We start from the raw sequence: 25,928 nt of genomic DNA on the forward strand, positions 1-25,928 counted from the left end.
CCACCAAACAATGGTAGTGGTGAAGGAAATACAAAGCCGCCAAACAGTGGAAGTGTCGAAGGAAATACAAAGCCACCAAACAATGGTAGTGGTGAAGGAAATACAAAGCCGCAAAACAATGGTAGTGGTGAAGGAAATACAAAGCCGCCAAACAGTGGAAGTGTCGAAGGAAATACAAAGCCACCAAACAATGAGGATGGCCATGGAACGCCGATGCAACCCAGTAATGATGGGAATTCAGGAGAGGATTCAGCCAATAATGGTTAATAAGTAATATGAAGATATTGTTGGTCCTTTTGCAAATTTTAAAAAGCATAAACAGATTTGTAAATGAGGAACAACGTTTAGGAAGTAGCTAGTAGTCGTTGAAGTCTCTTTATATAGTACCCCATTGCTATCAAGCTAATAAAACAAAATTCCCCCTAAAATGAAAAAATACGCTATTCTTTCTATAGAATCATAGGAAAGGATGGCGTTTTAGTATGAATTTCTCGATTTCTGATGAATTAGAATTGTTTTCTAAAGAATTGCAACGATATATGTCACCTGATGCTTTAGAGTAATTAGCTAACAATGTAGGATTTGTTAAACGAAAAAGTAAATACCGCGCGCAAGATTTAGTGGCTCTATGTATTTGGTTAAGTCAAAATATAGCCCATACTTTATTGGTACAATTATGAAGTCGATTAGAAGCTAACACAGGTATTTCTATGAGTCCAGAAGGACTCAATCAACGTTTTAATTCTCAGGCTGTTCAGTTTTTACAACAACTCTTAGCACATTTACTTCACCAACAATTTTGTATACAAACTATTTTCGACGTATTCGTGTATTGGATACTACACATTTTCAGATTCCGGATAAATTCACTTTTATATATCAAGGTTCAGGTGGTAGTGGTCAAAATGCTGGTGTGAAAATTTACTAAGTGGTCAATTTCTTCATGTTCATGTAGGATCGAGAAAGCACAATGATAAAACGTATGCTTCTACTTGTTTAGCCTCCCTTCAACTGAAAGATGTATACGTGATTTAGGATACTTCGACCTAAAAGACTTACATACTATAGAAGAGTGCAATGCTTATTTTATTTCAAGATTAAAGCTCAATACACGTATATATCAAAAAATAATGAGCCTGAATACTTTCAAAATGGAACAATAAAAAAGCACTCTGAGTACATCCAATTAGATATGGAGCAATTCATTGACCAATTACAGTCAGGTGAAATATATGAAATTCCTGAAATTTATATTGGAATGTATCAGAAACTTCCTGCAAGACTCATTCTGTACAAATTAACTGAAACACAAATGAAACGTAGGCAAAAGGATTTAGCATCTAAAGAACATAAGAAGCAAATTACCTATAAAGAACGTAGTAAGAGGCTTAGTGCAATTAACTTTTACATTACAAATATTCCTTTAGAATATCTACCAAAGGAACAAGTATACGATTTTTACTCCTTACGCTGGCAAATTGAACTTATTTTTAAAACATGGAAATCATTTTTCGTATTCATCACTGTAATTCTGTAAAATTAGAACGACTAGAATGTCACTTATACGGACAATTAATAAGTATCCTTCTTTGTTCCTCCACCATGTTTCAAATGCGCCAATTCCTCCTCATCAAGAAGAAACGAGAATTAAGTGAATATAAAGCAATTTATATCATCAAAGATTATTTTCCACTTATTTATCAATCTTTACAAAAAGACACCCAAGAATTAACAAAGATTCTCTTTCGTCTGTTTAATCTCTTACAGAAAAAAGGACGAAAATCCCATAGGTATGAGAAGAAAACAGTCTTTGATATCTTAGGCGTCGTATACAACTTTTCTATGTCTCACAGTCATGTAGCGTAATCCAAAAAACTGAAACCTGATAGGGTTTATTTGGCATGCAAATCTTTAAAGAACTTACATTGGTCTTTAGAAAAACGAAAAAATTTCACGTGAAATTAAACTTATATTAGCTTAGCTTGATGGCGATGGGGTACCGCCCACATTTTAACCAAAATATATGCTAAGCAAATTTTGAAACAAAAAAGCCGATTTTTACCCAGTTAAGAGTACATCGGCTCGTTAATATTTAGCAGTAATTTCGTACTATGTACATAAAGATCTTTCCGTTATCGCTCACTTAGATAGAATCCATCTTCACTTCGTTTTCTACCAAAAATTTAAAAAAATAAGTTTAACGGCTTGATAATGAACCTTAAATGATTTATATTTGTATTAAATGATAGTATTATCTATCAAAAATGACTTTGTACAGAGGAAGGTGTGATTGAAATTGTTAAACGCCTCATTGGTGGAAAGCCTTTAGGTGCAGCAGCATTGAAAAGATTGGGAAGAAATGAATGAGCTTATACAATAAAGAACGCTATAAATTTAAGTAGTGCTTGATACCCTTGAATTGGATTATTTGGTAAAAACATAGAAACTCATTGAAATATTTTCTCGTCTAGTAACTAAATTAATTTTAAGAGATAACTAATGAATTGAAAAAATCCATTAGTTGTTATCGAGTCTTGATGAAAAACGTAAAAATAGACAAGAGAAAATCCTGAAAAACCTATTCACAAAGTATGGTATGAAGGCAAGCTAGTAAGGGGAATTCAAAAATTATTGGATAAAAGCGAGGTAAATAATATGACTTTTGAAGAAAAATTACAAGCATATGCAGAACTTACGTTGAAAATTGGTGTCAATATTCAACCAGGACAATACTTATTAGTCAATACATCAGTGGATGCATTGGATTTCGTTCGTTTAGTTGTGAAAGAGGCCTATAAGGCTGGGGCAGGGCGTGTTCATGTTAATTTTTCTGATGAGGAAATGGATCGTGCTTACTTTAATTATGCCTCAGATGAGGAATTTAATCGTTTCCCAGAATGGATAGTCAAAATGAATGATGAGCTGATTGAACGTAAAGGCGCACTATTAATAATAGATGCTACAGATCCTGATAAATTTGCAGGTATTTCATTTGATCGTCTAGCTACCTATCAAAAGGTAGCAGGAGCTGCTCTGAGAAACAATCGCAACGCCGTAATGAAGGATTCAATAGCTTGGTCGATGGTAGCAGTTCCTTCATCAAAGTGGGCATCGAAGGTGTTCCCGGATTTAGCAGCTGGGGATCAAGTACCAGCATTATGGGAGGCTATTTTTAAAGCTGTTCGTATTGGTGAAGGTAATGCTATTGAAAGATGGCGTGAACATGTAGAAAATTTAGAATCTCATGCGGTCCTACTGAACAATAAAAGATATATGAAGCTTCACTATACAGCGCCAGGTACTGATTTAACAATTGCATTAGCACCACAGCATAAATGGATTACTGGAGGTGGTAAAACGCCAGATGATACTATCTTTATGGCTAATATGCCGACAGAAGAGGTTTATACGTTACCGATGAAACAAGGGGTAAATGGCTATGTAAGCAATACAAAACCATTAGTTTATCAAGGGAATATTATCGATGGCTTTAAACTGACATTTGAAGAAGGGAAAATTGTTAAAGCTGAAGCACAGATAGGAAATGATTTATTACAGGAGCTTATTAATGTGGATGAAGGCTCTTGCTATTTAGGTGAGATAGCACTTGTACCACATGAATCGCCAATTTCAGCATCGGGGATTTTATATTTTAATACATTGTTTGATGAAAATGCATCGAACCATTTAGCGATTGGTAAAGCTTATCCAACTTGCTTAGAGGATGGAAGGGATTTAGAAAACGATCAACTTGAAACGTTAGGTGCAAATATTTCAGTAACACATGAGGACTTTATGATTGGCAGCAGTGAGATGGACATCGATGGTATTTTACCAGATGGAACTGTAGAGCCAATTTTCCGTAAAGGTAGCTGGGCATTTTAAGTTTTTAATTTGAAGAAAGGAGTATATGAAACAATTATTAAGGATAATTGGTGCAACTATATAGGCGTTTCATCTGTTTTTGCTCAGATTGAAAATTACCTCTTTAAATTAGATGTAAAATGCATTCAAAGGAGATAGGCCAATGAATTTCTGGGAAATCGTTTTGATAGTTGTGAATTTTAGTCTTTTAAGTTGGATACTGTTAGTAGGTAGAGAAACGAAAAAGTGGTCTAAATTAGCTACTTTGGTTGCTGGTGTAATGGTTACAGTTCAGCTATTGGTAGAAGGTTTTAGATGGCAGATGATTCCGGCATATGCATCCCCAGTTATCTTGATTTTATGCTATTTATTAGCTGGGCGGAAAAAGGGCTTTAGAAGCCGGGGTATATTCATAGTTAAAACTTTGTTGTTGTGCATCTATTTGTCTGTAGCAGTTGCGCTACCTTTACTTATGCCAGTATTTTCATTTGAAGAACCAACTGGCCCACATAGGGTCGGTACGAAGCTATATCATTGGGTTGATCATCAAAGAAATGAACCATATTCGCAAAATCCAACTGATCGACGCGAACTGATGGTGCAAATTTGGTATCCTGCAGCTGAAAAAAGCAAGGGGGACCAAGAACCTTATATTCGTAATATAAATGAACTCTCTAAGGGATTGGAAAAAACATTGTCCATTCCTGCATTTGCATTCAGCCACTTGGAATTGGTAAAATCTCATTCGTTTATGGATTTACAACTCTCAGACTCAGAGAATCATTATCCCATATTACTTTTCTCTCATGGTTTTAATGGTTTTCGTAATCAAAACACGTTTGAAGTTGAGGAGTTGGCTAGTCAAGGCTATATTGTTCTAAGTATCGATCATACCTTTGATACTGCAGCTACCGTCTTTCCAGATGGTCGAGTTGCTTACGTACAGCCCTTCAATTTAACTGATGACGCAGGGGATAGCCATATAAAATTATGGGAGGAAGATGTCACCTTTGTGCTTAATCAGATAGAGAAACTTAACCAAAACGATGAGAGCGGCTTCTTTACAGGGAGGCTTGATACCTCGCGAATTGGAATGTTTGGGCACTCTTACGGTGGAGCTACCGCAGCACAAATACTTGCAAAAGATTCTCGCGTCAAAGCAGCTATCAATATGGATGGCGCTTTGTATGGGGAAATTTTACCTGAAAGTGGGATTGGAAAACCATTTCTGCTCATGAGTGCCGTAGAGCCTGATGAGGCAGATCCCGATAAAGTGACGGAGCGATATGGGCGTGGGTTAGCTGGCGGTGGTATGTCAATGGTCATTCCTCATACAGATCATACAAGCTTCACTGATTTACATTTGTTCTCCCCACTGTTGCAGAGCCCAGGTGAAAATCCAAAGGAAGTTCATCACATTATCAATGAATTCAGCCTGGCATTTTTTGACCAGTATGTAAAACAGAAGGATGATGGCTCAACCCTTAAAAGGCTGATGACCAAATACCCGGAAGTGAATTTTAAAGTAAACCGATAACTTTATGCAGAAAGTACCTTCATTATAAAATATTCAGTAATTAAATGAAGTGCAAATGGATTTAATATAAGTAGAAAAATTACTGTAATTATTAATTCTTCATAAAAAAATGCTGGAAAAATTAGCGAGAAGGATAACTGTATTAGTGAAAAAAATAAAATATCACAAGGGAACATCGTGATAAATAGCTTAAGAAACCCAGCTAATGTGATCATTTTCTCTACTAAGAAAGCGACTCGTACCATTTCCTTTGGCTTTTGTATTTATTACATCAAAAAATTAATTTCTTCATCGTCATCTAAATAATGAAATGCTAAAAATGAAACATTCAAAGTACTATCAGTTTCAGTAATATAATTCTTTTGGAAAGCTACATTCAGCAGCTGGACACTTTGTTTGAGATTGTTTATCATAATATCAAATGATATATTTATCTATCAAAAAATGACGACTTTATATATAAAAAGGGAGAGATTGACGATGAAGAAAGACTTATCAACGTTAAAGGAAGCGAGATTTAACGCAATTCTTGATTCGGCTACTATATTGCTTGTTGAAAATCCTGCTGCTTCGATGAATGAAATTGCGGAATATGCGGGAATTGGCATTGCTACACTCCATCGCTACGTCGAAAGCAGAGAGAAATTGATGCTATTCTTGGGCCATCGAGCTATACAATTGGTAAGTGATACCGTAAACCAGATTCCACTGGATGAGGATAGAAGCGAAAACTATATCCCAGAACTCATTGAAGCGTTAATCCCTTTAGGTGACAAAATCTATTTTCTAGGTCATGATGCATCTGTATTTAACAACAAAGAATTAGGTGAAGCTGAAGAGAAGCTGAGGGAACCTATACGACGCGTTATTGAGTTGTTACAACAAAGAGGTTACTTTCAGCAAACGGTTAGCAGCGAATGGATTTTGAATACGCTTTATGCTCTGCTTTTCCATACTTGGGAACAGGTACATGAAGGAAATGTGGCTAAAAAATCTGCTGCAGAGCTTGTTTTAAATACATTTTATTATGGTTTCAAAGCTAAGGATGAGTCGAGAGGGGAGTGAAATGATACAAATCCATGATAATTAACATCAATAATATAGAAAGCGAAAAGGAGTACTGGGAAATGAATAAAATCTCTATTGTAAAGGCTGTTCATCAATCCATGGTCGGTGCCCAGCTAAATGTAATGGCATTGGAATACATGGCATTTGCACTTGCAGGATCTGAGGAGAAGAACACAGTCGAAGGGACTTTTTGTAAGCTATGGCGGCAGGGGAACAACCGTTTCAGTCATCAATACGCTTATGAAGCTCAAATGGACGGGAAAACTTTAGGGATGATTACTTGCTATCCCGTACCCGTTTTAAATCGTCTTGCCTGGCCCACTTTTAAACAGCTGCTTTCATTCCGAAAGTTGGATTTTGTTGTTTATAACATTCGGAATATCAAAATGCTTTATTCCATGATTACCTTGAAGGAGGGAGAAGATGACGAGTTTCACATCGGAACAATCGCTTTATTGCCCGAAAGTCGTGGACTGGGGATAGGTACCAGACTACTTGAGTTTGCCGAGGAACAGGCTTCCCTGCAAGGCTTTGCCAAATGCTCTCTGACGGTAAAGAAAGAGAACCAACTTGCTATTAAATTGTATCAGAGGTTAGGCTACCAGATTACAAGTGAAATTAATAAACCAAAGTTATCGTTGTACAGAATGGTCAAAAACGTAGGACGTTAAAACCTTTTATAAAAAAGTTTTAACGTATTAGGATAGTACCAGGGGTAACGCCACATCACTATTAAGCTAAGCTCATTCAATGTTAATTATAGTAGAGGCTGTTTCTTTCGAAATAGAGTAGATAAGTGGTTAAAAGAAGCAGGCAGTTATCCAAAGCGAGTGATAGAATTCGGAACAATTAAAGCGATTAATGGTTGTGTGAAGGCTAGAATGGGCATTGCTGTCATGGTCAAATCAATTTTGAAAGACCATGAGCAATCTTTAACCATGACTGATTTACCTGAGAAATATTCTAAAGTACCAACTTATTATATTATGAGAAAAGATGTACTTTTTCTGCTGCTTTACAGAGATTTGTTGAGATGATAAAAGAAAAAACTATGTAACCTAATTTTGATTATTGAAGATCGTTTTAGTGCGGCATAAAATGTAGAACCCCACATCCATCAACTTAAAAAGTTTTTTACGACCCCAAATAAGATTTTTGTACATTTTTACCCAGAAATATCAATTTTACTGTTTTTGAGGTGTTTTTTTCACTAGCTTGATAGCGATGTGGCAGGACCCCATCACTATCAAGCTAAGATTAAATAAAAATCAATTAAACTAGACCTTCTTTCTGTTTTCTAAAAAATTAATATGAATCGTTTGAAAATTCTTACTATAAATTTAAAAATAGAAACAATCTCACCTGAAATTAAACGTATATAACCTTATGTTGATGGGCATAGGGTCCCACCAACATAACGCGAATTTCGTACGCTAAGGATTTTCTAAGTTGAAAAACTTAAGTTTACCGCGAGTTAGGAGGGTTCCTTAAACGACCATTTTTGGTGTGAAAAGAATTTCTTTTTATTTATTGACTATGAAGTAACCACATAGTTTATAGTATAAATATTATTCCTTAATAGGAGGCAATATAATTAGATGGATAGCTATAAGTTAACTAAAAGTGATGTAATTAAGATTTTTAATACAACGAAAGAAACACTTCGATTCTATGAAGAAAAAGGATTAGTTCAGCCAAAGGTAGGTAAAAATAAGTATAGGCTTTATGGAAATGAAGAACTACAGAGAATTAGCCAAATCTTCTTTTGTAAAGATATAGGTTTTTCAATTGAAGAAATTGATTTAGTAATAAATAAGAGAAAAATAATAAACAATATAAATATCTTACAGAACAAAAAAGATGAAATTGAAACTGAAATTTATCGATATATGGAAATGCAAAAGAAAATTACTAGGCTCCTCGATCTCCTACAAAATAGAAGTAAAACCTTCAATGAAATTCAGAGTGTCTATTTTGAGGAAAGAAAATATTATCACATCAAAGGAGAAGATTTTAATAGTGTAAAATTCTTTTTTGATAAATTCCGTTCTATTTTTAAGCAAGGTGAATTTTTTCAAGAACAATTTATAACAATGTGTCCTATTAAGAATTTATTCAATGATGATCTGGGACTATCAGTTTATTATCCTGTTTTGAATGATACAGAGATAGAGCATGTTGATATTCTTAGTATACCTGCAGGTAATTATCTTTGTGTTGATTACGTATGTACAGAAGAGCATATGGATGAAGTACGACATCAAATATATACAAATATTACAGACTATATAGAGAGAAATGGTTTACAGTTTAGATCATGTAATGTAATTGAAACAGATTTACATGAATTGAATCTGTTTTATTCAGAAGGACAGATAATTATGAATATGCAGATTCCTGTTGAAGGAAAATCAAAACACCAAAAGAAGTAAGAATTTATATATTCAACACTATTTACAAGGAAGGCGTAAAAATCGGCTCGGTAAAAAAATGTTCGCATTTTACAAACTATAATCGACGGTTAAATACAAAATACATTGTTAGTAGAATATAAAGCATGAAAAGCACGCATTTCGATAGGACGGAGCACTGGAAAGTGGAATTAATTTTACATTATGCGGGGGTTAATTTAAACGATAAATATATTGGAATGTAACATATAGAAAAATCTAAATAGTCATTCAAAAAAACTGTGAATAAAAACCTGCATTATAACAAGTTTTTAGCACAGTTTTTTTTATTTTATGCCTCTCATTAAAACTTGAATCTTTGGGGCCATAAAATATAAAATTACACTTAAAATGATTGAAAGGCCACCAATTGCACCGAAATAAATAATTTCTGTTTCAGGATTATATAATCGAACTAGTTGAGCATTTATAGCTTGTGCAGCTGCACTAGTTAAGAACCACAAACTCATTGTTTGAGCAGAGAAGGCAGCTGGTGCTAATTTGGTTGTAATTGATAAACCTACAGGTGATAAACAAAGTTCCCCAATTACTACTAACAGGAAGCTAATCGCTAACCACATAGGGCTTACAAGGGATTCTGTACCATGGATATATGCAGGAATAATCATAACTAAGAAGGATAAACCAGCAAATAATAAACCAATAGCAAATTTATTAGCAGTACTTGGTTGACGTGAATTAAGCTTTACCCATAACCAAGCAAATACTGGTGCTAACAAAACAATATAAATGGGGTTTAATGATTGAAACCATGAAGATTGAAGTTCAATCCCGGCCAATTTTAATTGAGTACGTTGATCAGCATAAGAAGCTAAAATGATAGCTCCTTGTTCTTGAATGGCCCAAAACATTGTAGCAGCTATAAATAATGGTATGTAAGCAATTAAACGAGACTTTTCAATTTTTTTAGTTTTCGGGCTACGATACATAAAAATAAAGTAACCAGTTGGAATGAGAATACCTAAGATACTTACTAATAAAGTGAATCTATTAATAGTTAAAATACCTGTTGGTATCTTTAAAATCCTATATAATAATGTTAAAGAAATGTGAATTGTTGATTCTAAAGCACCGGCATTTAAAGCTGAAAAAGAATTAAGAGAAGCGGTGAAATAATTATACATAGTAAAAAAGGATTTGATATTCATATCAGATCCTTTTTTCATTATTGGTTTTGTATAATTGCTCATCGAGGCTACTTAACAAAGGTTTAGAAACTAGATATTTTTCAGGTACTACAATCTAAAAATAATGCTTTTCTTTGTTGGTGGTATTCACTTTTCCTAGCTTAACGGATATGGGTGCACTATAGCATAAAAAGAAAATTAGCTGTTTAGTATCAATACAATCTTGGTCCTTTAAGGAAACCAAATTAGAGAGCAACATTTCAAAGAGTATCCTGTGATATAACTAAGTAGAATTTTAAATAAGGGGATGATGAGATGAATAAATTGAAGGGGAAAGTTGCATTAGTAACAGGGGCTAGTAGGGGAATAGGACGAAGTATTGCCTTACATTTGGCACAGGCTGGTGCGTTAGTCGTAGTTCACTATAGTAAAAGAAAAGAAGAAGCAGAAAGTATAGTGGATAAAATTAAACAAGATGGCGGTGCCGCATTTGCAATCAGTGCAGATTTAAGTACTTTTAACGGCATTAATAACTTGTATTTAATGATGGATCAATCTCTTCAAAAACATATAGGTAATACTACATTTGATATTCTTGTAAACAATGCTGGAATTGGGCAGATTTTAACGTTAGAGGAATCTACAGAGGAGTCTTTTGATGAGGTTATGAATATTAATGTTAAGGCTCCATTTTTCATTATTCAAAAGGCTTTGCCACGTTTAAAAGATGGAGGACGCATAATCAATATTTCATCATTTGTTACACGTGTAGCCACCCCAAGTGTTTTTGCCTACAGTATATCTAAGGGGGCAATTAATACACTCACTCATACTTTAGCACAACAACTTGGTGCTCGTGGTATTACAGTAAATGCAATTCTCCCGGGTATAATTAATACAGAAATGAACGCTGAGACATTAGGTAATAAAGATGGCCAAAAATATGCTGCAGGTTTATCGACTTTTAATAGGTGGGGAGAACCTAATGATATAGCTGATATTGTAGGTTTTCTTTCTTCATCAGACAGCCGTTGGATAACTGGGGAGTTAATCGATGCAAGTGGTGGATCTTGCTTATAATGCTAGAAGAAAAGCCGGCTTAAATAGAGTTGGATTTGCAATTTTATTTTTTACTTGTTAAATAACCGAACTACGCACCATTTATTAGCTCTTACAAAAGCCACCTTGAAACGAGTCCAAGTGTTGAAAGTCCATAAAGGTAGAGAACCAATTATGCTGTAGTAGGATTAATGATAAGTGCAAATAGTAAAAATGCAATGAATATGCACAATTTCATATATAAATAGGTACTTTTTGTTAACTCTTTTACAGGGAAGAAAGTTTATGAAATTAGTATGATAGAATCAATTTGTATTAAATATAAAGGGGAGGATTGTATGCTAAAAAGAATGATCCTAGGGGTTTCGTCATTAGTAGTGGGAGCAACAGTTGGCATAGCGACAGATGTATCTGCGGCACCTGCACCACCGTTAACATCATTAAATGTAGTAAAAGTTGAATCTCAATTAGGCGGAGTCGAATTTATCGGTCCAAACAATTTTAGTACAGTTAAAGATCATGGAGGAAGCTATTTATACATTTATACAAATGAAATGGGATATGGTAGAAATCCGATTGCTCAAATGAGTGGTCAAAAACTAAAAAAAGTAGATTCTAAGATGATTGATATTAATGGTGATAGAACAGTTGATGGATGGGAATATAAATGGGATGCTTCGGGACAACAAAATGGACAATTCAAATATCAAAACACATCTACAAATGCACCTTGGAATACATTATCTACTTCATTAAATATTAAATAAGCTAACAGAAGAATTTAATGTTAATTTTTGGTCGGTTGCAATATTTAATGTTTAGGTAATTAAAGGAGTCTACGTTTTTTGTGGGCTCTTTTAATCTATTGAAAAGACACGTGCAAATTGATAAGCTATTTTATTAATTATCACGATGTATGTTTACATAATGTTATTTCCGTAAACAAATTTATAGTTAATAGCGCGAGTAATTAAGGAAATAAATCTATTGAAAAATCATGAAATATCAAAGGAGTCTTTCAGCATAAAAATCTAAAACTATATATTTATGAATTTTTATAATATTTTTAGCCAACATTTAGTCACAAATCATACGATTTTCTTACTAAATACTATAATTTAATTAGTAATAGTAGTGAAAAAAATATTAAACATAACTAGGTAGTATAGCTAATGTTATTTTTTTACATAATTTGTTTAATAGTATGTACATCGTTATTATTCAATGTAACTAAAATAATTTAAAAGGAGATAGGAAGTTATGTTTAAAGAAAAAACAAATAGAAGACTAAAAAAGATTGTTATAATTACTGCGGCTTGCACCATGATGTCAATGTATGGAGCACCAATTTCTAGTACAGAGGCAGCAATCCGATCTCATGCTCCATCGGTTTATGTAACACCACAAAATACTGCTGCTTCAGATATCATTAGCATAGACTGGTCACCAGTCCAAACAGCACCTTATACGTATTGGGCTGTGCATAACTGGAATCAGGGGGGAGAGGGTGGTGGTTATGCTGGCTTCCAACAACAAAGTGGCTTTGATCAAACCGGTAAACGTACTCTCCATTTTGCGCTTTGGGATCCAATAGCATCAAACCAAGCAATAAAAGCTGAATATTTATCGCCGACTTCAGAAGCCGGTAGATTTGGTGGAGAAGGAACAGGTCTGAAGGTACAAACAACTTATAATTGGAAAGATAGTGAATGGTATCGAATGACTCTACGTTCTTGGCAAGAAGATGGCCATACAAAGTTTGGCCAATGGATAAAAGATAATAAATTAAATCAATGGAAGTTAGTTGCTATTATGGATCATCCAGTTGCAAATGTTGCATTTAACTATGGTCTATCGATGTTTCAAGAGGACTGGGCTGGTAATGGACAAGATGTAAGAGAAGCACGCCTTAAAAATGGATACAGCAGAAAAGTTTCAGATCAACAATGGAATTCTTGGAATAATCAGCGTATCTCTGGGCAACATGATACGTCCTATCAATACGATGGAGGAGCAACTTCAGAATATCTCTGGGTTAAGGCAGGAGGAAATACTCAATCAACTATTGGTACTGGAAAAAGTTTCAATATAAATCAGCCTAGTCAACCAGAAATGGGAATTTTAGATTTTGATATTCAAAATATTCGCTTTGAAGATGAGAAATTAAATGTTTCTTGGAAATTGAAAGAACAAAGTACTCCACAATTTAAAGGGAAAATTGAAATCTATGATAATGAAAAGTTAATGGGACAACCTTTGAAAGTAATTGATAATATTAAGTCCTACGAAACTGAGATAAGTCAAACTATGCAATTATCTCAAACGGCTTTTGCTAAAATTACATTAACAGACATATTTGATCGAACTGTAGAGAAAAAAGTAGGAATTATAAATGGAAATTCTGATATTTTAGTAGGGAACCAATTTGCATGGTCCCTAAAAGGATATAGTGATCGAGAAATTGCAAAAGTAGATTATAATAAGGCGGCAGAAGAGTTGAAAATCAAATTAGAAGCTGGTGTACCGCATTCTTACTTCAATAGCACATATGCAAGTATTAAGGTCCAAAACTCATCTGGTAGCGTATTATACAATAAGGAAATCGTGGGGAATAGACAACAAAATACCGAAAGCCAAACTGTGTCTGTAAAAGTGGGGGATTACATTGAATTAACTCATATAGAAGGAGACGCAGTAAAGGAAAAGACACGCGCAACATTAACGAATCTTGAAAATAACAAAAATGAGACTATTGGAAAGACAGCAAGGTATCTGGTTACTAAAGAGGGATTAAAGAAAGTTGAAAAAATGCCAGAGACAACAATTCTAGATGGAAAACAATTTGCATGGTCATTAAAAGGATATAGTGATCGAGAAATTGCAAAAGTAGATTATAATAAAACAGCAGAAGAGCTGAAAATCAAATTAGAAGCTGGCGTACCGCATTCTTACTTTAATAGTACATATGCAAGTATTAAAGTCCAAGGCTCATCCGGTAACGTTATGTACAATAAGGAAATCATGGGAAATAGACAACAAAATGCTGAAATCCAAACAGTACCTATAAAAGTGGGAGATTATATAGAATTTACTCATATAGAAGGGGAAGCAGCAAAGGAAAAAATGCGAGCGACTTTAACTAACCTTGAGAATGGAAAACAGGAATATATAGGTAAGAAAAGAACATATCAGGTCACATCCACTGGATTATTAAGACAATAGATGTATAAAAAAGTTGGGGGAATCCCCAACTTTTTCTATAGAAATGGAAGAATAACAGTTTCTGTAACATCAAATGACCAATACTTCTCAAAATACATAAAAAGCATCACAATACTGTGATGGGAAAATAGAAAATAATAACCGGAATTGTCAAAAAATGCGTAAGTTTTTGAAATGAACAAATAGAATAGCAAATATTAAGGTAAGATTAGTTTTATCATTTTTATCTTCTTTTGAATTTCGGCTTGTGTAATAATTAAATCGAAAGGTCGTGAAAGAATGAAGATAGCTGTGATACAAGCAAGTACCCAAACTAGCAAAAATGAACTGATATTTGAAGAAACAAAAAGGGCTGTGGCGAAGCATGGATATGAAGTGTTGAATTTCGGCGTTACTATTGAGGAATCGGAGTTAAGCTATATCCAAGTGTCCTTAGCTGTTGGTCTACTTTTAAACTCAGGTGCAGTTGATTTTGTCGTCACTGGATGTAGTAGCGGTGTTGGTATGTCGATTGCCTGTAATACACTTCCGAATGTCATTAGTGGTTATCTGCCAACTCCAACAGATGCGTTTCTGTTTGGTAGGATAAATAACGGAAACTGTGCATCACTGCCACTTGGATTGAATTTCGGTTGGGCGGGCGAACTAAATCTTCGCTTCACGCTTGAGAAACTTTTTGAAGAACCGTTCAATACTGGGTATCCTCAAGAATCCGCCGAACGAAAGAAACGTGATGCAGAACTTTTTAAAACAATCAAGAGTGTTTCACATCATGGCATCGTTCAGATTCTGAGTCAGTTAGATGTAGCAGTTATTAATCCTGTTCTTCAAAAACAAGATTTAGTGGAATTCCTCTTGCGGAATGGCACCAACACAGATATATCAAAGTTTCTTATCGAGCAAAGGACGGATTTAAATCACGGTAGATAAATACTGTATTTTTTAATAAGTTTGGCAATTTTAATGTTAACTATAAGTTGATTCAATACCATTGGCCAATTGGGGAATATGACTGCCATTCCATTTGTTTTGGGGTTCTTTTACAGTCCTTCTCCAACGAAAAAGCCCATCGCCTTTAGGCATGGGATGAAAATGAGGTTGGATACGGAGTGCTACTAAATAACCGCAAGGTTTGTGGCACTTTAGGTATCCAAAGTGTGGATATCCATTACGACGATTTTCCTGTTCTTTTCACTTTTTGAGTTTAAATCTAAACCAAGAAGGTGATTCATTTCGCCTTGAACCATTGCCTCAAACATAGGTCCAACAACGTCTTTCAAAGCCTCTTGCATATCTCCAACAGTTTCCGATTGGTAAGCTTTAAAAATTGATTGAGCTAAATTTACGGATTTTGGATCTCTTTTCTATCTAACAATAAGTGTAACCATTCCCTCATAGTAATTTTAGAAAAAGAAAAACCGTGAAGCGACCCTCTATCTAGGATAGTAGGTTATTTACACGGTTTATATTACACCCTCCAATAATCGATGATTATTTATTCGTAGCTTTTAAAGTATCTAACACGACTTTGGTTGTGTCTGCAATAAGTTTATCATCGTATTCTGCATCTTCTTTATCGTGATTAGAAAGGATGGCAAGAACAATTGGCTTTTTATTTGGTGGCCAAATAATTGCAATATCATTCCTTGTCCCATAAGATCCTGCACCTGTTTTATCAGCTACTTCCCATCCTTTTGGTACGCCTGCACGAATTAATTTATCCCCAGTTGTGTTTCTCTTCATCCAATCTACTAATAGTTCACGTTTCTCAGATGGTAGTACAGTTCCTAATGTAAAAGATTGAAGCGTCTTAGCGATTGCTTCTGGTGTACTCGTATCATGTGTTTCTCCTGGATTTACTTCATTTAATTCAGGTTCAAATCTCTCGGAATTAGTAACAGTATCACCGATTTCCCTCAATATTTTTTCAAATGCGGATGGACCACCTAACTTTTTAAGAATTAAATTATGCGCCGTACTGTCACTATATCGAACAGAAGCATCTGCAAGTTCTTTTAACGTCATTCCTGTATCCAAATGCTTTTCAGTAATTGGATTATAATTAGAAAGGTCTTCTCGCTTATACGTAATCCTTTCATCAAGAGCTTCTATTGAGTTCTGACGTAAAAGAGCTCCCGCTGCTAATGATTTAGATGTAGAGGCAAATGCAAAACGATCATTTGCATGGTAAGAAACGGTTTGATTCGTACCTGTGTCCAGTGCATAAATACCAAGCTTAGCGTTATATTCTTTTTCAAGTTTAGCAAAAGAATCATTACCAGTATTTTCTTGTTTAATTTGATTTGTTTGTTTCGTTTGTTTAGGTGATTCAGATGGAGTATTACTATTAGAACAGCCTATTAATGTAACGCATGAAAGTAATACGACAGGTGCAATCTTTTTGTAATGTGAAATGGTAAAGAACTTGTTTAAAACGAACATAAATTTTCAACCTCTTTCAAGAATATATAGTTTTTGTTTTGGTATTTTAAATACCGATGTTATTTAAAGTGTGTATAGGATAACAATACTTTTGAAGTTGAATTTTAACAGGTTAAGCAGAATTAAAACATTTAGACGAATGAACAGACGTTGTTTGAAGTGTTTCTTTTTTTTAATTACACTTGTAATCGTTCATCTGTGAAAGTATTAAACTTGTAACATTTAAATGCAGTATTTCAATACACACTTTTTTACATCACTTTACTTTTGGTAATAATATGTCCTTTCATATTTTTGGAATACACGTAATAGACACTCTAAGTAATAAGTTTGTTCCATTTTTAGAATAGGAAGAACTTGTTGAACGGTAAAGAAAATAAGATGAATTGCAAATAAAATCTAGTAGCATATAGTACAGTGCATATGAAAAATTCCTCAATGCTATCTCTCAAAAAAATTATGTTTCTCGACCTCATAGACTGTATTTTCAGAAACATTTCAAGCGTGTAAGAAAAATGAAAGATATTTCAATATGAGAAAAACAACCATACTACTACAATGAAAAACAGAAACATGTTTAAAAATCCTGAAGTACGATAGCAAGTTATTTTAGCGCTTAATACATTCGACCAAGTATGACAGCCTTAAATAATAAAAGCTGAAACAAATTATTAATGAGTAGTACATTAATCGTATTTTAAATAAATCAAAATGTAGGAAGGCAATAGTTATCAAATCTCATTCTTAGTAAATAAAAATGGAGGGAATTTCTCATATGAAAATAGTAGAAGTAAAAGAACTTAGTAAAGAATACACAGGAAATGTTTCACACACGGCACTTTCAAATATTAATTTAACAATAACAGAGGGAGAATTTGTTGGGGTCATGGGTCCTTCGGGTAGTGGAAAAACAACGTTATTGAATATGATATCTACTATTGACTCGCCAACATCAGGTAATGTATTTATTAATAGTAAAAATCCATATCAGCTTTCGGTCAATGATTTGGCCTTATTTCGCAGACAGGAATTAGGATTCGTCTTTCAATCCTTTAACCTGTTGCATACATTAACAGTAAAAGAGAATATGGTTCTTCCGCTTGTATTAGATGGCATGAATGTGAAAAGAATAAATAAACGAGTAGAATCTATTTCAGAAAAATTAGGTATTAATGAAATTTTAAATAAACGAACATATGAAATATCAGGAGGGCAAGCGCAGCGAACAGCGATAGCCCGTGCACTCATTCACTCTCCTACATTGGTTCTTGCCGATGAACCGACAGGGAACTTAGACTCTAAATCCTCTCAAGATGTAATGGAGATATTAACACTATTAAATAGAGAAGAAAAGGCAACAATGATGTTAGTAACGCACGATCCAGTTGCTGCTAGTTACTGTGATCGTATTATATTTATTAAAGATGGACAGTTATACAATGAAATTTGCTGCAAAGGTGATCGCCCACTATTTTATAAAAATATTGTGGACAGTCTTTCTAGGTTAGGAGGTAATAAAAATGACATTTCGACAGCTCGCATTTAATAATGTTATACGGAATAAACGAATATATCTTGGGCATTTTTTTAGTAGCACATTTGCGGTAATGATTTTCTTCACTTATGGCTTACTTGTCTTTCATCCAAATCTACAAGGCGAGCTGACTCATGTAAGCACCATATTGAGTACGTTTGGGAAGATAGGATTTCAACTATCGTATTACTTAATCTTTGTCTTTTCATTCTTATTTATTTTCTATTCAGTTAGTGCCTTTTTAAAAAATAGAAAAAAAGAGTTTGGATTATTAATGTTACATGGAATGTCTCATCGGCAGCTTCATCAATTAATTTTTTTCGAAAACATGTTGATTGGAATTCCTTCTATACTAGTAGGAATTGGGCTTGGGATAGTTTTTTCTAAATTGTTCTTACTAGTTACTGGGTCCTTATTGGGAGTAGGGCATAGGTTAGCATTCTACTTTCCATTAAAGGCTATTGGAATAACAGCTATCGCCTTTTTTGTTCTATTTCTACTTATTTCATTATTTACATCGAAAATGATGAAAATAAATGAGCTTGTAGAACTCATAAAATCAGAGGAAAAACCAAAAGCTGAGCCGAAAGTTTCCGTCTGGATATCCATGTTGGTACTAATTTTATTTGGGGCAGGTTACTCCTGTGTTCACCACAGTATCGTTGCAGTGAATTACATGGATTTAGATCAATTATTACTACTTGTAGGGGTAGGTGTCTTATTAATTGTTTTTGGAACCTATTTTTTCTTTAATCAATTGTGTGTATACGTGTTATATACTTTAAAAAATAGAGAAACTACATTCTTTAAAAGAACCAATCTTCTTGTTATTTCAGAATTGGTGTATCGAATGAAGGATAATGCGAGAACATTCTTTATCGTTACAATTATATCTGCTGTTTCTTTTACAGCAATTGGAGTTTGTACAGCTATTGGAAATCCAGAACTAGCAAAACATGAGACTCCATATGCATTTACGTATCGATCGGATAAGGGGAATATACAAGAAAAAGCCCATATTGAAGAGATAAAGAAGCAATTAAAAGAATATGGATTTTCTTATAAACTTGTTGCAACAGAATTTAAAAGGACCCTAAACGGATTGGCGTTAATTAATCTATCTACGTATAATGAATATGCAAAACAATTAGGGTATGAAATAGAGAAATTAACAAATGAAAATGATAGCATTGCTGTACGACTAAATAAGAACGAGAAAAGTGCGGAGGATATAAAAACTTTTGAAATAATACATGGTCAAATAGAGGTTCCACTTTCTGTGCAAAAAACAATTTATATCTCAGAATTATCGTTAATAGAAAAACCTGTTATTGTCTCTGATGCTGTTTATAATAAGGTCCAAAATGCTCAACAAGAAAACGTACTCCGAGATTACACTATATATGGTTTTATCGTTGAAAATTGGTCTGAAACGAATGCAGTTTCTACTAAACTTATGAAGATTATTGGTAAGAATCAAGATGATTATTATATGTTTTCATCTTTGTATTTAAGATGGCTTGAATTGAAACAACAAAACGGATTACTTTCTATCTCAAGTGTAATGGTGGGTATTGTATTTTTCGTATTTACACTAAGCTTTTTATATTTCCGTCTATTTACTGATTTAGAACGTGATCAAGAGCAATATCAAATGATTTCAAAATTAGGATTAAGCCAAAGTGAGTTAAAGCAAATCGTGACAAGACAAATGATGCTACTATTTTTCTTACCGATTATAGTGGCTATGGTTCATAGTAGTTTTGCATTTCTAACGTTTCATCAATTAGGACAAACAGTAAGTAAAGAAATGTCCGTTATTCAAAGTTCAATTGTTGTATTAATAAGCTTTATTTGTATTCAAATTATTTACTTCCTTATTATTAGAAATCACTATTTAAAACGCATATATACAAAAATGTATTCATAGAAAAAGAATGTATAAAAATATAAGTAAAAGCATCCTTATATTGTAAGGATGCTTTTGTATTTACTTCAGTACAGAAGGCGTCGTCTTTTCTAACCAAAGAATGCCATCATATTGTTCTGTGGGGAATCATGATTTCTTCTTTATCTTTTATTCCCCAATAACTTGCTGCAGTAGGAGTAAACATCCATGAAGTTTCTGGTAGGTTACTTTCTCCCTTTAGGTTAATAAAAACATGGGGACTTCCCACCGTGCTGATAATTTATTCAACGCTTTGTTCTTCATGTTCATTATGTACAGGAATAATATCTTCATTACCATCATCCCAACTGCTTCCACTATACGCAAATACACCAATCGTGTACATTTGGTCTTTGATGCGTCGCGGAAGATAATCCATCATATTTGGGCCAACATAATTGTATTGCTGCACCTTCGTAAAGTCTAATATCATTTTTGAATTTTGTTTTCGAATATGATAATTATGCCCTCACACAATAATTTTTTTGTTTTTATACTGCATTTCGGTGAGCCATGCAAAATTTTGTGCCATTTTTTGATCTCGGATATAGGTGGCGTAGTCTGCAATTTTAGGTGAGTAGATACCTCTTTTAACTTTCATTAAAGCATCTAAATGCGTTTTAATCGCATCAATCCGTATACTTTGTCTACATTTAAATATATCTAGTTAATAAACAGCTTTATTAACGTTATGCAGGTACAACTAACAATGCAACCAGGAGCAGTGGTAGATCATAAAAAACATGAGCAAGTTACAAAAAGAATTTGAATTAAATTCCCCTCATAGGTAGAGTAATGCACCATACCAAACAAAAATACACCAACAAGTGTTATAAGAATCATCCACCATTTTTCGCATACCCCTTGTTTTTTCAAAAAGTATATCCCCAGGATAGGTGGAACTAAAATTAAACATTCTTCTCCTAACAAACTGCATATAATTTGCAACAGGTGATACATAAATTGGATTGGGCTATTATCTAATCAAGGTTTATTTGGTATGCGTATTTTAAAAACAAATAAACAAAATATCAAGCATGTAGGCGACAAGAGCGGAAGTTCATAGAAAACCCAACCTTAGCTTGATGGGCATGGGGTCTCGCCAACATAACGCGAATTTCGTACGCTAAAGAATTACTAAGTTAAAAACTGTTTTTTCGGTACGTTAACAAAGTTCCATTTAAAATTGTCGTTTTACACCTTCACGTTTTGAGGAAGAAGTACTTTGTCGGAAAACAATAAAATCTTATTAATTTTTATAATTGGTAGAATTTTTATAGAAATAATCCTCTTAATATATTAAAATAACATTGTATTATGTCAGATTTTAATTAGGGGAGAGAAATTTTATGTTGAAAAAAATTATTCCAGTTGCTTTAGCACTAAGTACAGTTACTTTTACTAGTGTATTTGCTGCGCCTTCAGCCCAAGCAAGTACAGGACCAAACCGCTACATAGATGTGCAAATGCTCGGTATTAACGATTTTCATGGGCAACTAGACACTGTAAAAAAAATTAACAATAAAGATGCAGGGGGAATTGAGTACTTAGGAGCTTATTTACGTGATCGTGAAAAACAGAATCCGAATACATTAAAGGTACATGCTGGCGATGTTGTTGGAGCAAGTACTCCTGTTTCAGCATTATTACAAGATGAACCTACGATTGAATTTCTAAATGATTTGAAATTCGATGTTGGGACTATAGGAAATCATGAATTTGATGAAGGTGTTGCGGAAATGAACCGCCTGATTTATGGTGGATACCATGAGAAAACAGGGAATTTTAAAGGAGCAAAATTCCCATATGTTGCCGCAAATTTCTATAATAAATCCACTGGTCGTTTATTTTTACCACCATTTACTATAAAAAAGGTACAAGGAGTTCCTGTTGGATTTATCGGAGTCGTAACAACGGATGTTCCTAACCTTGTTATGCCTACTATGCTAAAGAATGTAGAAATTACAGATGAAGTTGAAGCTATTAACAAATCCGTAAAGCAATTACAAAAACTAGGCGTTAAATCTATCGTTGTTCTTGCCCATAACGGAGGTACAACAGATGGGAACGGCGTAACAAATGGTGATATCGTCCGATTAGCAAATGAGACTGATCCAGAAGTCGATGTTATTTTTGGTGGGCATAGCCACACCTATGTAAATGGAACTGTTAATAATAAACTTGTCGTACAAGCAAATTCTTATGGTATGGCTTTTGCTGATGTTGATGTAAAGATTGATCGTAAGACACAAGATATTGTTGAGAAAAAAGCAGAAATCGTTACAACTTACCATGAAGGCATAGAGCCTGATAAAAAAATAAAGAAGAAGATGGAGAAATATCAAGCAAAAATCGCACCGCTTGTTAATGAAGTTGTAGGTAAGTCTATTGCTCCACTAGACCGCAAACTAAATACAGCTGGTGAATCTACTCTCGGAAATTTAGTTGCTGATGCCCAGCGTGCAACGATGCAATCCCAAATTGCACTTATGAATCCTGGTGGTATTCGTAATGACTTAGATGCTGGTGATATTACATGGGGAGAGATATATGGTATTCAACCATTCGGAAATCAATTAATAAAAGTAAATTTAACGGGTCAAGACATTCGAGATATTTTAAATCAACAATGGCAAAAAGATATAACAAGAATGCTTCAAATTTCAGGGATCCAATACACTTGGGATGCGAACAAACCTAATGGAGAAAAAGTAACAAGTATTCGCTTAACAAATGGAGAAGAAATTATTCCTTCTAAAACTTACAGCGTCGTTGCTAACGCATTTCTAGCCTCAGGTGGAGATGGATTTGTATCCTTTAAAAACGGTAAAGATGCTGAAACAGGACCAACTGATTTTGAAGCATTAGTAGATTATATAAAAAAATCAAAAGAACCAATTCAGTCTATTATTGATGGAAGAATTCAAAAAATAAATTAGATTTTTATTAATCTCAAAAACAACTAGATTACCTATGCGCTATACTTTTTAGTGTGCAGGTAATCTAGTTTTGTGGGTTTGAAATAAAGTCTTACCGTGGCCAATGGATATACCGTCTAGATGTAGAGTGCCGAAAACAATGATGTAAACCAAAGTCGATATCTTGAACGTACAGGGAGTCTTTTTTTTCGGACACAAAGTGAAATGGTTTTATTATGTTCAAACATGCGGAAAATGTAATGGATAAATATATCCCAAACACCAATCATTGCGCCTCATTATTAGCGATAGGATAGCTACTTAAGGTCAAAAAAGAATGGGCTAACTTTTGTGCAAAATGTAATGGAGGCTCTACCGATTGGATATGAATATACATAATTAAGGGATCCATGTACAGCCAGTGATTATGTAAAGCACTTACAATAATTCCTTGTTGTACAATGGATTTCATAAATGCAGGAATTTCTTCTTGTAGAATAGCGATTTCGCCTAAATTTAATGCATTACCATTTGGATCTAACGATTCAAAACTTACTCCGACAGGCACTACAGAAGTACTCGGTTTTCCTTGAACAAGCACCCTAAAATCGCGGTGAAAAGACACCGAACAACCACCTTGACTTAGTTTACTTTTTCCTTTAAGTATTGTAGCAAATTGTTCACAAAGGAAATTAAAATTTTGCATAAATTCAATTCCTTTCTTGTACAAAATTATGTAATTAGAGATTCGATTGAGGAGATACAGATAAACAATTAAACAATCTTTCTTCAACATTCAAAAAACAGGCTGTGATTTTAATGTATCCAATGTTTATTTTCAAAGAAATACACGCGATATTACTTGGATATTCAGAGTTTCATTGAAGATAATTCATGTATCCTGGTTAATAAATTTATAAAGTATGCAATTATACGCTTTTAGTTTATGTAGGCTAGATAAATATGTGTCTAAATTTGAATGATAAAACTAGAAAAACAACGTTGAGAAAATAACCAATAATAATTTATTTTCTATAAACAAGCACTGCTAAATAGTACTCTTTTTCGGAATAAGTCTTTCTTATATAAGTATATTGCTACTATGAAAATATCTATTTAAATACAGGATTTAGTTTGAATACTAAAAAACGGGTTCTAAAATACTGCACCTATTCACGAAGAATTCAGTTGTTTCTCCTTGTATCTATTTACATTTGAAGTATAGAAAACAGTTCTTATGAATATAGAGGGAAATTATTTAAGTTTTTCTTAAAAAGATTTTAATAACGGTTATTTTAACCAAAAATTTCATAAAAATACCTTTAAAAAGAACAAGAGTTCGTATATAATAAGAACGTATGTTCTTTTGTTAGGGGTGATAACCTTGTATGATTATTCTCTTTTACCGAATCGTATTATTCTTTGTGTAGATCTTCGTAGCTTTTATGCAAGTGTGTCATGTATAAAAAAAGGACTTGATCCACGATATACGAAATTAGCTGTTGTAGGAGATGTAAAACGCAGTGGATCAATCGTATTAGCAGCAACACCGCCATTAAAAGCGTTAGGAATTAAGAAGATGGCAAGGTTGTACGAAATACCGAAGCGGCCAGATATTATTATTGTGAATCCGATTATGCATACGTATATGAAGTGTTCAACCTATATAACAGGCTTAGCTTTACAGTATGTTGCGCCTGAAGATTTTCATCAATATAGTATCGATGAGTTTTTTATGGACATGACCGCAAGTATTCATTTGTTTGCGAGTAATCCGTGCGATTTCGCATTAAAGTTTAAGCGAGAAATATATGAACGTACACGGATTGAAAGTACGATTGGTATTGGACCAAATTTATTATTGAGTAAAGTAGCGATGGATGTGGAAGCAAAAAAGAATAACGATGGAATAGCGCAGTGGACGTATGACGATATACCCGAGAAGTTATGGAGTATTAGACCACTCAGTAAATTTTGGGGTATATCGTATAAAACGGAAATGAAATTAAATCGAAAAGGTATACATACGATTGGGGATTTAGCGCAATACCCGTTGAAGTATTTAAAACAATCATTTGGTGTAATAGGAGAAGAATTACACTTACATAGTAACGGGATTGATTTCAGCAGAATAGCAGAGAAATATGTTCCATCGACAACATCTATAGCGAAAAGCCAAATATTATTTCGTGATTATTCAATAGAGGAGTTCATCGTTATTTTACTAGAGCATGTAGAAGAAGTTTGTTACAGATTGAGAAGAGAAAAGAAATATGCGCAAACGATTCATTTTTCAGTTGGATATAGTAAGGAATACGGAGGAGGAATAAAAAAAGCACATACGTTAAACAGAGCAACAAATTTAACGATGGATATTTACAACGTTTGTACCTATTTTTTATACGAGAGGCATACAGGAGAGCCGATTCGATCGATAAGCCTTTCATTAACAAATTTAATACATGAAGGGGAAGAGCAAATTTCGCTTTTCGATAACATTATACAAAGAGAAAAAGAAATGAGATTAACGAAGGTTATGGACGAAATTCGAACACGATTTGGTAAGAACAGTATTTTACGTGGAATTTCCTACACAAGCGTCGCAACAGCAAGATATAGAAACACATTATTAGGAGGACATAAATCGTGAGTGCGAGACGTTATCGACTAAGCAAAAACGTTGGTATTACAACGTTTTTAGCGACAAACGATGACTGTTCTTTAAAGAAATAAGCCAA

General features: G+C 33.9%; 16 protein-coding genes and 5 pseudogenes. 16 read left to right on the forward strand and 5 right to left on the reverse strand.

Annotated elements, in window-relative coordinates; all coding sequences use genetic code 11:
- From MR115_RS28485 to MR115_RS28520, 8 genes and pseudogenes are all read left to right on the forward strand, one after another.
- Window positions 1–267, forward strand: a pseudogene (locus tag MR115_RS28485) (penicillin-binding protein); the annotation flags it as partial.
- Between the two features lie 215 nt (window positions 268–482).
- Window positions 483–1,866 (forward strand): annotated as a pseudogene (locus tag MR115_RS28490) (IS4 family transposase).
- A gap of 789 nt (window positions 1,867–2,655) precedes the next feature.
- On the forward strand, window positions 2,656–3,885 hold the full coding sequence (locus MR115_RS28495; RefSeq protein WP_242243649.1) for an aminopeptidase: 1,230 nt from the start codon (window positions 2,656–2,658) through the stop codon (window positions 3,883–3,885).
- Window positions 3,886–4,027: 142 nt separating this feature from the next.
- Window positions 4,028–5,401: an alpha/beta hydrolase family protein gene (locus MR115_RS28500; protein WP_242243650.1), complete on the forward strand. Its 1,374-nt coding sequence runs from the start codon at window positions 4,028–4,030 to the stop codon at window positions 5,399–5,401.
- A gap of 480 nt (window positions 5,402–5,881) precedes the next feature.
- Complete coding sequence (locus MR115_RS28505; RefSeq protein WP_242243652.1) at window positions 5,882–6,466, forward strand: TetR/AcrR family transcriptional regulator; 585 nt, start codon at window positions 5,882–5,884, stop codon at window positions 6,464–6,466.
- A 62-nt stretch (window positions 6,467–6,528) separates the two neighbouring features.
- Window positions 6,529–7,140, forward strand: a complete 612-nt coding sequence (locus tag MR115_RS28510; RefSeq protein WP_076538657.1) for a GNAT family N-acetyltransferase — start codon at window positions 6,529–6,531, stop codon at window positions 7,138–7,140.
- A gap of 60 nt (window positions 7,141–7,200) precedes the next feature.
- Window positions 7,201–7,506: a LysR substrate-binding domain-containing protein gene (locus MR115_RS28515; RefSeq protein ID WP_242243666.1), complete on the forward strand. Its 306-nt coding sequence runs from the start codon at window positions 7,201–7,203 to the stop codon at window positions 7,504–7,506.
- Window positions 7,507–8,067: 561 nt separating this feature from the next.
- On the forward strand, window positions 8,068–8,901 hold the full coding sequence (locus tag MR115_RS28520) for a MerR family transcriptional regulator (protein WP_242243654.1): 834 nt from the start codon (window positions 8,068–8,070) through the stop codon (window positions 8,899–8,901).
- A 305-nt stretch (window positions 8,902–9,206) separates the two neighbouring features.
- Here MR115_RS28520 and MR115_RS28525 read toward each other — a convergent pair.
- Window positions 9,207–10,010: pseudogene (locus MR115_RS28525) on the reverse strand (peptide MFS transporter); the annotation flags it as partial.
- 372 nt (window positions 10,011–10,382) lie between these two features.
- Here MR115_RS28525 and MR115_RS28530 point away from each other — a divergent pair.
- The 4 genes from MR115_RS28530 to MR115_RS28545 all read left to right on the forward strand — a co-directional run bounded on the left by MR115_RS28530 (window position 10,383) and on the right by MR115_RS28545 (window position 15,278).
- Window positions 10,383–11,147, forward strand: coding sequence for an SDR family oxidoreductase (locus tag MR115_RS28530; RefSeq protein ID WP_242243656.1), 765 nt, complete (start codon window positions 10,383–10,385; stop codon window positions 11,145–11,147).
- A gap of 317 nt (window positions 11,148–11,464) precedes the next feature.
- The gene (locus MR115_RS28535; RefSeq protein ID WP_076538654.1) at window positions 11,465–11,893 is read left to right on the forward strand and encodes a DUF4879 domain-containing protein; all 429 of its coding nucleotides are present in this window, start codon (window positions 11,465–11,467) and stop codon (window positions 11,891–11,893) included.
- A 493-nt stretch (window positions 11,894–12,386) separates the two neighbouring features.
- Entirely contained in the window at window positions 12,387–14,348 is a 1,962-nt protein-coding gene (locus MR115_RS28540; RefSeq protein WP_242243658.1) for a DUF3472 domain-containing protein, read from the forward strand.
- 279 nt (window positions 14,349–14,627) lie between these two features.
- A complete protein-coding gene (locus tag MR115_RS28545; RefSeq protein ID WP_222655287.1) occupies window positions 14,628–15,278 on the forward strand; it encodes an RpiB/LacA/LacB family sugar-phosphate isomerase in 651 nt (216 codons plus the stop codon).
- Window positions 15,279–15,509: 231 nt separating this feature from the next.
- Here the strand turns inward: MR115_RS28545 and MR115_RS28550 are convergent.
- A pseudogene (locus MR115_RS28550) lies at window positions 15,510–15,676 on the reverse strand (IS256 family transposase); the annotation flags it as partial.
- 163 nt (window positions 15,677–15,839) lie between these two features.
- Window positions 15,840–16,790, reverse strand: coding sequence for a class A beta-lactamase BlaIII (gene blaIII / locus MR115_RS28555; RefSeq protein ID WP_242243659.1), 951 nt, complete (start codon window positions 16,788–16,790; stop codon window positions 15,840–15,842).
- A gap of 775 nt (window positions 16,791–17,565) precedes the next feature.
- On the opposite strand from blaIII, the gene MR115_RS28560 reads away from it, so the two are divergent.
- Together MR115_RS28560 and MR115_RS28565 are read left to right on the forward strand one after the other, a co-directional pair.
- Window positions 17,566–18,336: an ABC transporter ATP-binding protein gene (locus tag MR115_RS28560; RefSeq protein ID WP_242243660.1), complete on the forward strand. Its 771-nt coding sequence runs from the start codon at window positions 17,566–17,568 to the stop codon at window positions 18,334–18,336.
- Complete coding sequence (locus tag MR115_RS28565; protein WP_242243661.1) at window positions 18,311–20,254, forward strand: ABC transporter permease; 1,944 nt, start codon at window positions 18,311–18,313, stop codon at window positions 20,252–20,254. Before MR115_RS28560 ends, MR115_RS28565 begins: the two co-directional genes overlap by 26 nt.
- A gap of 60 nt (window positions 20,255–20,314) precedes the next feature.
- Here the strand turns inward: MR115_RS28565 and MR115_RS28570 are convergent.
- Window positions 20,315–20,915: pseudogene (locus MR115_RS28570) on the reverse strand (erythromycin esterase family protein); the annotation flags it as partial.
- 706 nt (window positions 20,916–21,621) lie between these two features.
- Here MR115_RS28570 and MR115_RS28575 point away from each other — a divergent pair.
- Window positions 21,622–23,211 carry a bifunctional metallophosphatase/5'-nucleotidase gene (locus tag MR115_RS28575; protein ID WP_242243663.1) on the forward strand — a complete coding sequence of 530 codons (1,590 nt, stop codon included), beginning with the start codon at window positions 21,622–21,624 and terminating at the stop codon, window positions 23,209–23,211.
- 265 nt (window positions 23,212–23,476) lie between these two features.
- Here MR115_RS28575 and MR115_RS28580 read toward each other — a convergent pair whose 3' ends face one another.
- On the reverse strand, window positions 23,477–23,896 hold the full coding sequence (locus MR115_RS28580) for a DUF1259 domain-containing protein (protein WP_097864110.1): 420 nt from the start codon (window positions 23,894–23,896) through the stop codon (window positions 23,477–23,479).
- A 678-nt stretch (window positions 23,897–24,574) separates the two neighbouring features.
- On the opposite strand from MR115_RS28580, the gene MR115_RS28585 reads away from it, so the two are divergent.
- Window positions 24,575–25,840, forward strand: coding sequence for a Y-family DNA polymerase (locus MR115_RS28585; protein WP_242243664.1), 1,266 nt, complete (start codon window positions 24,575–24,577; stop codon window positions 25,838–25,840).
- Window positions 25,841–25,928: the final 88 nt, after the last annotated feature.

Origin of the sequence: Bacillus cereus group sp. BfR-BA-01309 (assembly GCF_022664315.1) — a bacterium.
Lineage (GTDB): Bacteria > Bacillota > Bacilli > Bacillales > Bacillaceae_G > Bacillus_A > Bacillus_A mobilis.